This window comes from Streptomyces sp. NPDC037301 (assembly GCF_055602785.1).
Genome location: NZ_JBVJWD010000001.1, coordinates 480,484 through 490,255, shown reverse-complemented (window position 1 = coordinate 490,255; position 9,772 = coordinate 480,484). Strand labels below are relative to the sequence as shown.

The window sequence follows — 9,772 nt, the reverse complement described above, 5'->3', positions numbered from 1 at the left end:
GTCAGCCGACCTTCGACGCCAGATCGCCGGCCAGAGAGTTCAGTACGGACGAGGCGTTCTTCCCGCCGTAGATCTCCTGGAGCGCGGCGGCCCAGCTGGTCGTCGCGTCGAAGAACTGCTCCTGCGGGGTGAACTGGATCTCCGTCCGGTCGATAACCGTCTCGAACGTCTCGATGAAGCCGGGGATGGCCCGCATCTTGGCCTTGTACGCGGGGTCCTGACTGACCGACTTCCGTACCGGGTCGATGTGGTTGTACTCGATCGCGCCCTTGCGCAGATGCTCCTTGCCGGTCGCCCACTGGAGGAACAGCCAGGCCGCGGACTTGTTGCGGCTCTTGGCGTTCATGCCGAGCGACCAGATCCACATGTTCGTGGCGAGCGAGCCGTCGGGGCCCTTGGGACCGGGGTGGAAGGCGATCTTCCCGGAGGCGGGGGAGGCCCCCTTCACCGCCTGGAAGTAGGCGGCGGTGTCCGCGTCGAAGAGCATCCCCGCCTTCTTCGCGCCGAGGTCGCTGGAGCACTGGTACCAGGTGTACGAGGTCCAGGACGGCGGCCCGCCCTTCTTGACCATCTCCGCCCAGTCCCGGGTGAACGCGATCGCCTCCGGGGAGTTCATCGCGGGCTTCACCCTGCCGCCCTCGACGGTGAAGTCCTTCAGCCCGCCCCGCGCGTACATCGTCATGAAGCCCGGATGGATCGTCGCCCAGCTGCGCGAGCCGCGCACCGCGACCCCGTACATCCCGTCGAAGCCCGCACCCGGCGCCCGGCGGGTGATGGCCCCGGCCACCTCGCGCAGCTCGTCGAAGGTCTCGGCGGGCTTCAGGCCGAGCTTCTCGAACACCTCGGTGTTGTACGCGACGACATTGGTCTCCCAGCCCCACGGCAGCGCGTACTGCCCGCCCTGCCCGAGCGGGGCGCCCGCCTTCAGCGACCACTGGTCGGATGCGAGAAGGGTCGGGAAGAAGTCCGCCTGGTCCCATTCGGCCCCGGTCGCCGAGGAGTTGCGCATCCAAGGGCCGAGATCCTCCAGCCAGCCCGGCGGGCCGTACTGCCACACCATGTATGCGCCGAGCATGAACACGTCGTAGGAGGCGCGTCCGCTGGAGAGGTCGACGGTGAGCTTGTCGAAGTAGTTGTCCTCGGGGAAGACGTCGTACTCGACCCTGATGCCGGTCTTCTCGGTGAACGCCTTCAGATCGGCGATCAGGGCATCGGTGTACGGATGTTTGTTGAGCAGCGCCTTGACCGTCCTGCCCTTGGCCCGCCTCCAGTCGAAGGAGCCGGTGACATCGTCGGCCGCGGAGCCGCCGCCCTTGCTGTTGTCGCCGCCGAAGCCCGCGCCGCAGGCGGTGAGCAGCGGGGCGGCGGACGCGGCCGCCGCCGCGCCGATGGCGAGGAACCGACGCCGGTCGTGCGCGTGCATGTCCATCCGTGACCTCCACGGTCCGGCCGGGGACGAGTTGGGGCGGTGCCCATTCACACGTTGAGTCGACTGGTTAACAGAGCTTGGAACAACGGAAGTTGGCCGTCAATCCCTCGCGCAACGGAAATTCTCGGTGCAGAGTGAGAAGTTCACAGAGAGGGCCGATATGTGGATGGGCATCGATCTCGGCACACAGAGCGTCCGTGCGGTGGTGGCAGGAGACCGCGGCGAGATACTCGGCAGCGGCTCCGCCCCGCTCGTGGGCAGACGCGACGGCGTACGGCATGAGCAGCGGCCCCTCGACTGGTGGACGGCCGTCTGCGCGGCCAGCCGCCAGGCGCTGCACGACTGCCCCGCACCGCGTGCGCTCGCCGTCTGCTCCACCTCCGGCACGGTTCTGCTCGGCGACCGGGCGGGCCGGCCGCTGACCCCGGGGGTGATGTATGACGACGGGCGCGCGGTGACCGAGGCGGCCAGGGCCCGGACCCCGCCGAGCTGGGCGCTGCCCAAGGTGATGTGGCTGCTGCGGGAGTACGGGGGAGGAGCGGGCGAGGCCGTACGGGTCATGCATCAGGCCGATCTGGTCCTGGCGCGGCTCGCCGGAACCCCTCTGCCCACCGACTCCAGCCACGCCCTGAAGACCGGCTACGACCTGGAGCGGGACGCCTGGCCGCACCGGAGGTTCGGCAAGCTCGGCCTGCCGGACGGGCTGTTTCCGGAGGTGGTGCGGCCCGGCCGGCGGATCGGTGAGGTGGGGCGGGTGGCGGCGGAGGAGACCGGGATACCGGCGGGCACGCTCCTGGTGGCCGGGATGACGGACGGGTGCGCGGCGCAGATCGCCTCCGGTGCGCTCACCGTGGGCTCCTGGAATTCGGTGCTCGGTACGACGCTGGTGCTGAAGGGGGTCACCTCGTCGCCGGTCGCGGACCCGGCCGGGGTGGTCTACAACCACCGTGCCCCGGACGGCCGCTGGCTGCCCGGCGGGGCCTCCGGGGCCGGCGGCGGGGCGCTGACCGCCGCCTTCCCGGGCGGGGACCCGGCCCGCATGGACGCGCTGGCCCGCGAGCACGAGCCGGCGCGTGTGGTGGCGTATCCGCTGGTGGCCACGGGTGAACGCTTCCCCTTCGTCGCGCCGGAGGCCACCGGGTTCCTGCTCGGCGAACCCGCCACCGACGCCGAGCACTGGGCGGCCCTGTTGACCGGCGTGGGCCTGGTCGAACGGCTCTGTCTCGACTACCTTGACCTGCTCGGCGCCCAGCTGTACGGCCGGCTCACCTTCACCGGCGGCGCGGTCCGCAGCGGCTACTGGAGCCGGCTGCGCGCCGACATCCTGGGCCGGGCCGTGTACATCCCGCAGTACAGCGAACCGGCGCTCGGCATGGCCGTCCTCGCCGCGTACGGGGCGCGGGCCACGCCCACGCTGCAGGCGGCGGCGGGCCGGATGGTGCGACTGCGGCACGTGCTGCGCCCGCATCCGGTGCGTACGGCGTGGTACACCGAGCCGTACCTCACGCTGGTGGACGAACTGGAGCGGCGCGGCTGGCTCCCCGGCCCGGTCGCCGCCCACGCCCGTACCCGAACGGAGAAACCATGACCGCCCGTCCGAGTGCCACCCTGCTGCTCGCCCGCCACGGTCAGACCGTCTGGCACGCGGAGAACCGCTACGCCGGGGTCAGTGACATCGCCCTCACGGACGAAGGACGCCGCCAGGCCGGGCAGCTGGGCGAGTGGGCGGCCCGGCACCCGGTCGACGCGATCTGGACGTCGACGCTCACGCGCGCGATCGAGACGGCGGAGCCCGCGTGCTGGGCGCTCGGCCTCGTCCCCCGCCGCGAACACGACCTGCGCGAATGCGACTTCGGCGAGGTGGAGGGACGGACCCTGGCGGAGTTCGCGGCCGAGCACCCGGAGCGGGCCCGGGAGTACCGCGCCGACCCGGTGGCCCACCCCTTCCCCGGTGCCGAGGACCCCCGGTCGGCGGCGGCCCGGGGGGCGATGGCGCTGCGCCGGATCGCGGACGGGCACCCGGGGCAGCGGGTGCTCGTCGTCGCGCACAACACACTGCTGCGGCTCGTGCTGTGCGAACTGCTGTCGATTCCGCTGGGCGCCTACCGCCGGGTCTTCCCGCGGCTGCGGAACACGGCCCTGAGCGAGGTGCGGATCGGGGACGAGGGCGGTGCGCTGCTCTCCCTCAATGTGCCGTGCGCACCGGACGTCAGTCCTTGACGGCCACGGAACGCCGCTGCCGTATGACACCGATGGCCGCCAGTACGACGGTCAGGGCGCCGGACGCCACCAGTTGGTCACGGGTGTCCGGCTCGCGCAGCATCAGGACGAAGATGCCGAGCATGGCCAGGAGCGCCACCACCGTCAGGACCGGGAAGAGCCACATCCGTACGACGAGTTTCTCCGGGGCCTCGCGTTCCAGCCGGTCGCGAAGGACCACCTGGGAGAGGGCGATGAAGATCCAGACGATGAGGATCACCGCGCCGATCATGTTGAGCAGCCACGGGAAGACGTCGTCGGGACGCCAGTAGCTGAGCAGCACGCACAGGAAGCCGAACACGGACGAGACCAGGACGGCCGTGCGCGGGACGCCCGAGGAGATCCTGCCGAGCCGCTTCGGGCCCTGGCTACGGGCGACCAGCGAACAGGCCATGCGCGAGGCGCCGTAGATGTTGGCGTTCATCGCGGAGAGCAGGGCGACCAGGATGACCACGTTCATGATCTCCGCGGCGCCGCTGATGCCGAGGTGGTCCAGGGCCGCGTAGAACGGGCCGACCTCCACGACCTTCGGGTCGTCCCACGGGACCAGCGTGACGACGACCGCCATCGAGCCGACGTAGAAGAGCGCGATCCGCCACATCGCCGTGCGCACGGCCTTGGCGACACCCTGCACCGGGTTCTCGGACTCGGCCGCTGCGATGGTGACGGTCTCCAGACCGCCGTACGCGAAGACTGAGGCGAGCAGTCCGATCACCAGGCCCTCGGCGCCGTTCGGCATGAAGCCGCCCTCGCCCTTGAGGTTGGCGGTGCCGGGGGCGTCCGTACCGGGCAGCACACCGAGGATCGCCAGCACACCCAGGACCAGGAAGAGCGTGATCGCCACGACCTTGAGGGCGGCGAACCAGAACTCGAACTCGCCGAACTTCTTCACCGAGGCCAGGTTCGTGCCCAGGAAGACCACCATGAACAGTGCGACCCAGGCCCACTCCGGCGTACCGGGCAGCCAGCCGGTGGCGATCTTCGCCGCGCCGATGCCTTCCAGGCCGACGGCGACACAGAGCAGCACCCAGAACGCCCAGCCCACGGTGAACCCCGCCCACGGCCCTATCGCCCGCTCCGCATGGACGGAGAAGGAACCGGAGGCCGGGTTCGCGGCCGACATCTCGCCGAGCATCCGCATCACGAGCATGACCAGCAGCCCGGAGACGGCGTACGCGATGATGATCGACGGGCCCGCGGCGGCGATACCCGCACCCGAGCCGACGAAGAGTCCGGCGCCGATGACACCGCCGAGGGCGATCATCGAAAGATGGCGCTGCTTGAGCCCGTGGGTGAGCGCCGAATCGGTCTTGGCGTCGGAGACGGCGACCGGGGAGCCGGTGGGGGGAGACGCGGAATTCCGAGACATGGACAAGCTCTGTTCGGTAGGTGAGACGTGGGGGGACGTGCGCGCACAGTCTGAGCACGCACCCCGTTCACAGGGAACCGCTGTCCGCCATACGGGCATGACGCTCACACAAGGTGCACACCCGGGCACGGGGCGACGGCCGGTGCGGTCGCCCGGCGGACCCTGGGCGGTTCCTGGACGGTTTTGGCAGGAACCTACAGTCTCTCCCGACGGCCTCTCCCGGCAAAATACGAGCCGATCCGCACCCACCTCAGTGACGAGCATCACGCCATCACGTGATTGTGCAAGCCCCTTTGTGTGAACCCCACCAATGCCTCAACCACCGCTTTGTGGGCCACTGATGGTGATCGAGCGTTAACCCTTGGGCTAACGTCAGCCTCAGTCTGTCCCCACCTGCCCTCACCCCGCGGAGTCCCGATGAGCACTGCTGCCGCCGCCCCTGCCCGTACCGGAGCGGTCCTCGCCGACCTGCTGCCCGCCGCCAGGCACCGTTACGCCGTCGACACGGCCCTGGTTCTCGGTGGCGCCGCGCTCACCGGCATCGCCGCCCAGATCGCCGTCCCGGTCCCCGGCTCCCCGGTCCCGGTCACCGGCCAGACGTTCGCCGCGCTCCTCGTCGGCACCGCGCTCGGCGCCCGCCGCGGCTTCCTCTCCCTCGCCGTGTACGCGCTCGTCGGTATGGCGGGCATGCCGTGGTTCTCCGAGGGCACCTCCGGAGTCGGCTTCCCGTCGTTCGGCTACGTCCTCGGCATGCTGCTCGCCGCCACCGTGGTCGGCGGCCTCGCCCGCCGCGGCGGAGACCGCTCCGTGCTGCGCACCGCGGGCACGATGGTGGTCGGCTCCGCGATCATCTACGCGGTCGGCGTCCCGTACCTGGCGCTGTCCACCGGTATGTCGGCGAGCGCCGCGATCGCGGCCGGCCTGGTGCCGTTCCTGCTCGGCGACGCCCTGAAGGCGGCACTGGCGATGGGCGCGCTGCCCGCTTCCTGGAAGCTCATCGGCCGTCGCGGCTGATGCCGTAGCTCCCTCCGAAGAGGCTCGCCGGGTCGTGACGCGACACCAGACCGGCGAGCCTCTTCTGTGTCCGCGCGTCGTGGAAGCCGTCGGTGCGGTCCCCGCCGCCGAAGGAGAAGTTCAGTGAACGGCCCAGGGCGAGAGGGGCGAGCACGGCGGCCACCTCCGCGTAAAGGGTCCGTACCGATGCCACATCCGTGCCGTCGAGCGGCGACAGCAGCCGCAGCAGGAATCCGGCCTCGCGGTAGGGCACCGCGTTGTCGACGGCGGGCCGTACGGCCAGCGCGCCGCCCAGGTGGTTGAGCTGGACCACGGTCATCATCGGCGCCTTCGGTCCGGCCAGCTCCAGCGTGCGCACGGCACGCTCCACGTCCAGATCGCCGAGCACCACGCTGTCGCCGTAGTAGGCGTGCGGGAACGGCGGGTCGCTGTGAATGGTGTGGCTGTCGGTGTACGGCATCTCCCGCAGCGAGTCCGCGAGCGCGGGCCCGATCGCCCGAAGCGGCGCGACCAGCCGCTCGCCCTCCGCCGCGCTGCCGGTGTACGCGACCCGCACCGAGATCACATACCGGCCGCGCATCGGCTCCGGCATCTGCGGGACATCGGGGAACCGCAGGGCGGACAGCGATGACGTCAGTGCGTCGGGGACGGTCCTGGTCCACTCCAGATAGCGGTGGATCACCCCGGCGGCCGTCACGCCGTCCCGGTCCCCGGCTCCGTCGCGGCCTCCGCCTCCGCTTCCGTCGAAGGCGATGGAGCCGCCGTACAGCCGCCCGGCCTCGACCAGCCCGATCTCCATTCCGGTCACGACACCGAGCCGGTGCCCGCCGCCGCGCAGCGCCCAGAAGAGATCGGGCTCGCTGTCCGGGGAGACATGGCGCAGTACGCCGTCGGCGGTCACCACGTCGAGTGCGCGCACATGGTCGGCGGCGTACCCGAACTCCCTGGCCAGTACGCCCAGACCGCCGCCGAGGGTGTAGGAGACGGCGCCGACACCCGGGGAGGAGCCGTTCAGCGGGGCGAGTCCGTGCGGTGCGGCGGCCTCGATGACCCGGTCCCAGGTGACGCCCGCGCCGATCCGGGCGGTGCGGTGCACCGGGTCGACCTCGACGGAGTCCATCCGGCGGGTGCTGATCAGTACCCCGCCCTCGACGGCCCCGGGCAGCCCGTGGCCGGTGGCGTGGACGTGGACCGGGAGGCCGCGCCCGACGGCGTCGGCCACGGCGGTCCGTACGTCATCGGCGTGGGCGGCCTCGACGACGAGGTCGGGACGGATGGCGAAACCGGTCTGGAAGCCGGTCTCGACATCGGCCGGGACATCGGCAGGGACCTGGGCAGGGGCGGTAGACATGGGAAGGCTCTCCGTTCGCTCGCTCGGTGGCGTTGCGACGGAGAGTCTTCCCGATAAACCTGACATCGGCCGTCAGGTATTGCTGGGGGTTTCCACAGCGGTGCGGTTCTTGCGGTTCTGGACCTCACGGATCAGCGAGATCGCCACCACCACGGCCGCGACGAGCAGCGAGAGCAGCACCTGCTCGCGTCCGCTGTCGTCGGTCAGCATGTAGACGAGGACGAACGAGATCATCGCGATGGTCGCCCAGGTCAGATACGGGAAGAGCCACATCCGCACGACCAGTTTCTCCGGCTGCTCGCGCAGGATGATGCCCCGCATCCGCAGCTGGGTGAAGCAGATGACCAGCCAGACGAAGAGGGCGACCGCGCCGGAGGAGTTCAGCAGGAACTGGAAGACGGTGTCGGGCCACTGGTAGTTGAAGAACACGGCGACGAAGCCGAAGACGACGGAGGACAGGATGGCCGCCTGCGGCACGCCCCGCTTGTTGACCCGGGCGAACGCCTTCGGCGCGTCCCCGCGGCCGCCGAGCGAGAAGGCCATCCGCGAGGCGGTGTAGAGGCCGGAGTTGAGGCAGGACAGTACGGCCGTCAGCACGATGACGTCCATCACCTGACCGGCGTGCGGAATGCCGATGGAGTTGAGGGCGGCCACATAGCTGCCCTCCTCCAGGATCGAGGCGTCGTTCCACGGCAGCAGGGTGAGCACGACGAAGATCGAGCCCAGGTAGAAGACGGCGATCCGCCAGATCACGCTGTTGGTGGCCTTCTGGACGGCGCGCTGCGGGTTCTCGGACTCGCCGGCGGCGAGGGTGACTATCTCGCTGCCCATGAAGGAGAAGACGACCATCAGCACACCGGTGAGGATGGCGCCGGGTCCCTTGGGGAAGAATCCGCCGGTGTCGGTGAGATGCGCGAGCCCCGAGCCGGGGTTGTCCGAGCCGGGCAGCAGCCCGAAGACGGCGAGCAGTCCGACGACCACGAACGCACCGATCGCCACGACCTTGATCCCGGCGAACCAGAACTCGAACTCGCCGTACGACCCGACCGAGACCAGGTTCGTCGCGGTCAGTACGACCATCACGATCAGCGCCCACGCCCACTGCGGGACGCCCGGCACCCAGCCCTCCAGGATCTTGGCACCCGCCGTGGCTTCGACGGCGAGCACCACGACCCAGAAGAACCAGTACAGCCAGCCGATCGAGAAGCCGGCCCAGCGGCCCAGCGCCTGATCGGCGTAGGCGGAGAAGGAGCCCGAGCTGGGACGGGCCGCGGCCATCTCGCCGAGCATCCGCATCACGAAGACGACCATCAGGCCGACCAGCGCGTACGACAGGAGGATGGCCGGTCCCGCGGCGGCGATGCCTGCGCCGGAGCCCACGAAGAGGCCCGCGCCGATGACACCGCCGATGGCGATCATCGAGAGATGGCGGTTCTTGAGACCTGCCTGGAGACCGTCGGAGGAGCCCGGTGCGTCCGGTCCGTTCGACCGGTCCGGCTTGCCGGGCTGGTGGCCCGGCCCGGCCAGAGTCGTCTGCGACGTCATGGATCGAATCCTTACGTTTTCGGATCACGCGGTGCGTGCCCAGCCGCCGAAGTGGGGTGCGGCAACGAGTGATGCATTGAAGCCCGCCGAACCGTGGAAGCGGAACCCCCTCTTCCGAATCGTTGACCAGATCGTTGCCTGAGTGGCGTTGCACACACAGGGCCCGCACATGGAGCCCACACGCAGCTTCCACCGCCGCTCCGGCCGCTCCGGCCGGTCCGGGCGGACCCGGCCGGAGGGTCCCGACCCCGATGGCGCTTACCCGGCGATGCTCGTGCCACACTCGGAACATGCGCGTGTACCTCGGCTCGGACCATGCCGGCTATGAACTCAAGAACCACCTCGTCGAGTGGCTCACGGCCCAGGGCCACGAAGCCGTCGACTGTGGCCCCCACATCTACGACGCCCAGGACGACTACCCGCCGTTCTGCCTGCGTGCCGCCGAGAAGACGGCCGCGGACCCGGACAGCCTCGGCATCGTGATCGGCGGCTCCGGCAACGGCGAGCAGATCGCCGCCAACAAGGTCAAGGGCGTGCGCGCCGCACTCGCCTGGAGCGAGCAGACCGCCGCGCTCGGCCGCGAGCACAACAACGCCAATGTGGTCGCCATCGGTGGCCGGATGCACTCGGTGGACGAGTCCACCAAGTTCGTCGAGATCTTCCTCGCCACTCCGTACTCGGGTGAGCAGCGTCACACCCGCCGCATCGAGATGCTGACGGCGTACGAGACGACCGGCGAGCTCCCCCCGATCCCGGCCCACCACCCGCAGCAGGGCTGACCGGTCTCCATCCCTGTGCCGCCGGT

At 70.2% G+C, this 9,772-nt stretch carries 8 protein-coding genes; 4 read left to right on the top strand and 4 right to left on the bottom strand.

Translation table 11 applies throughout. From position 1 onward, the window contains the following. Position 1 precedes the first annotated feature (1 nt). Positions 2-1,429 carry an ABC transporter substrate-binding protein gene (locus tag ACZ7IB_RS02330; protein WP_470908450.1) on the bottom strand — a complete coding sequence of 476 codons (1,428 nt, stop codon included), beginning with the start codon at positions 1,427-1,429 and terminating at the stop codon, positions 2-4. 160 nt (positions 1,430-1,589) lie between these two features. Here ACZ7IB_RS02330 and ACZ7IB_RS02325 point away from each other — a divergent pair, with 160 nt between their 5' ends. Further along, positions 1,590-3,017 carry an FGGY-family carbohydrate kinase gene (locus tag ACZ7IB_RS02325; protein ID WP_470908758.1) on the top strand — a complete coding sequence of 476 codons (1,428 nt, stop codon included), beginning with the start codon at positions 1,590-1,592 and terminating at the stop codon, positions 3,015-3,017. Next, a complete protein-coding gene (locus ACZ7IB_RS02320; RefSeq protein WP_470908448.1) occupies positions 3,014-3,649 on the top strand; it encodes a histidine phosphatase family protein in 636 nt (211 codons plus the stop codon). The genes ACZ7IB_RS02325 and ACZ7IB_RS02320 overlap by 4 nt, the downstream gene beginning before the upstream one ends. Here ACZ7IB_RS02320 and ACZ7IB_RS02315 read toward each other — a convergent pair. After that, a complete protein-coding gene (locus tag ACZ7IB_RS02315) occupies positions 3,639-5,057 on the bottom strand; it encodes an amino acid permease (protein ID WP_470908446.1) in 1,419 nt (472 codons plus the stop codon). The genes ACZ7IB_RS02320 and ACZ7IB_RS02315 overlap by 11 nt on opposite strands. A 417-nt stretch (positions 5,058-5,474) precedes the next feature. Here ACZ7IB_RS02315 and ACZ7IB_RS02310 point away from each other — a divergent pair, with 417 nt between their 5' ends. Continuing rightward, entirely contained in the window at positions 5,475-6,071 is a 597-nt protein-coding gene (locus ACZ7IB_RS02310; RefSeq protein ID WP_470908444.1) for a biotin transporter BioY, read from the top strand. On the opposite strand, the gene ACZ7IB_RS02305 is transcribed toward ACZ7IB_RS02310, so the two are convergent. Then, a complete protein-coding gene (locus ACZ7IB_RS02305) occupies positions 6,052-7,422 on the bottom strand; it encodes an FAD-binding oxidoreductase (protein ID WP_470908442.1) in 1,371 nt (456 codons plus the stop codon). The two genes, ACZ7IB_RS02310 and ACZ7IB_RS02305, sit on opposite strands and share 20 nt — an antisense overlap. Before the next feature lie 72 nt (positions 7,423-7,494). Beyond that, a complete protein-coding gene (locus tag ACZ7IB_RS02300; protein WP_470908440.1) occupies positions 7,495-8,967 on the bottom strand; it encodes an amino acid permease in 1,473 nt (490 codons plus the stop codon). A gap of 290 nt (positions 8,968-9,257) precedes the next feature. Between ACZ7IB_RS02300 and ACZ7IB_RS02295 the strand changes: the two genes are divergently transcribed. Beyond that, positions 9,258-9,746, top strand: coding sequence for a ribose-5-phosphate isomerase (locus ACZ7IB_RS02295; RefSeq protein WP_470908438.1), 489 nt, complete (start codon positions 9,258-9,260; stop codon positions 9,744-9,746). Positions 9,747-9,772 lie beyond the last annotated feature (26 nt).

What these genes read in the sequence shown, in the direction of transcription:
- ACZ7IB_RS02295 (WP_470908438.1), top strand. Translation starts at nt 9,258, where the DNA reads ATGCGCGTGTACCTCGGCTCGGACCATGCCGGCTATGAACTCAAGAAC.
- ACZ7IB_RS02305 (WP_470908442.1), bottom strand. Translation starts at nt 7,422, where the DNA reads ATGTCTACCGCCCCTGCCCAGGTCCCTGCCGATGTCCCGGCCGATGTC.
- ACZ7IB_RS02330 (WP_470908450.1), bottom strand. Translation starts at nt 1,429, where the DNA reads ATGGACATGCACGCGCACGACCGGCGTCGGTTCCTCGCCATCGGCGCG.
- ACZ7IB_RS02310 (WP_470908444.1), top strand. Translation starts at nt 5,475, where the DNA reads ATGAGCACTGCTGCCGCCGCCCCTGCCCGTACCGGAGCGGTCCTCGCC.
- ACZ7IB_RS02325 (WP_470908758.1), top strand. Translation starts at nt 1,590, where the DNA reads ATGTGGATGGGCATCGATCTCGGCACACAGAGCGTCCGTGCGGTGGTG.
- ACZ7IB_RS02320 (WP_470908448.1), top strand. Translation starts at nt 3,014, where the DNA reads ATGACCGCCCGTCCGAGTGCCACCCTGCTGCTCGCCCGCCACGGTCAG.
- ACZ7IB_RS02300 (WP_470908440.1), bottom strand. Translation starts at nt 8,967, where the DNA reads ATGACGTCGCAGACGACTCTGGCCGGGCCGGGCCACCAGCCCGGCAAG.
- ACZ7IB_RS02315 (WP_470908446.1), bottom strand. Translation starts at nt 5,057, where the DNA reads ATGTCTCGGAATTCCGCGTCTCCCCCCACCGGCTCCCCGGTCGCCGTC.